Genomic DNA, 309 nt, shown 5'->3' on the forward strand with positions numbered 1-309 from the left:
TCGATATAACTATAAAGATTTGCTGCGGTCGTGGCGGAATTGGTAGACGCACCAGATTTAGGTTCTGGCGCCGAGAGGTGTGAGAGTTCAAGTCTCTCCGACCGCACCATTATTTCTCTTTAATTAGAGATAAAATAGTGAATACATAAAAATTCATTATTGGCTACTTAGCTCAGTTGGTTAGAGCACATCACTCATAATGATGGGGTCGCAGGTTCGAATCCCGCAGTAGCCACCATTCTTTCTTTATGAAAGAAAAAGTACAAACAACGTTATATTGAATCACCAATATCGATATAACTATAAAGA

The 309-nt window shown here is 39.2% G+C and carries 2 tRNA genes; both read left to right on the top strand.

Annotated features, from left to right (window positions below):
- Window positions 1-24: 24 nt before the first annotated feature.
- Window positions 25-109: transfer RNA gene (locus AB4496_RS13570), tRNA-Leu, on the top strand.
- Window positions 110-161: 52 nt separating this feature from the next.
- Window positions 162-238 (top strand) — tRNA-Met (locus AB4496_RS13575).
- The last annotated feature ends 71 nt before the right edge of the window (window positions 239-309 follow it).

It is taken from the genome of Vibrio sp. 10N.222.46.A1 (genome assembly GCF_041473595.1).
Taxonomy (GTDB): Bacteria; Pseudomonadota; Gammaproteobacteria; order Enterobacterales; family Vibrionaceae; genus Vibrio; species Vibrio tasmaniensis_A.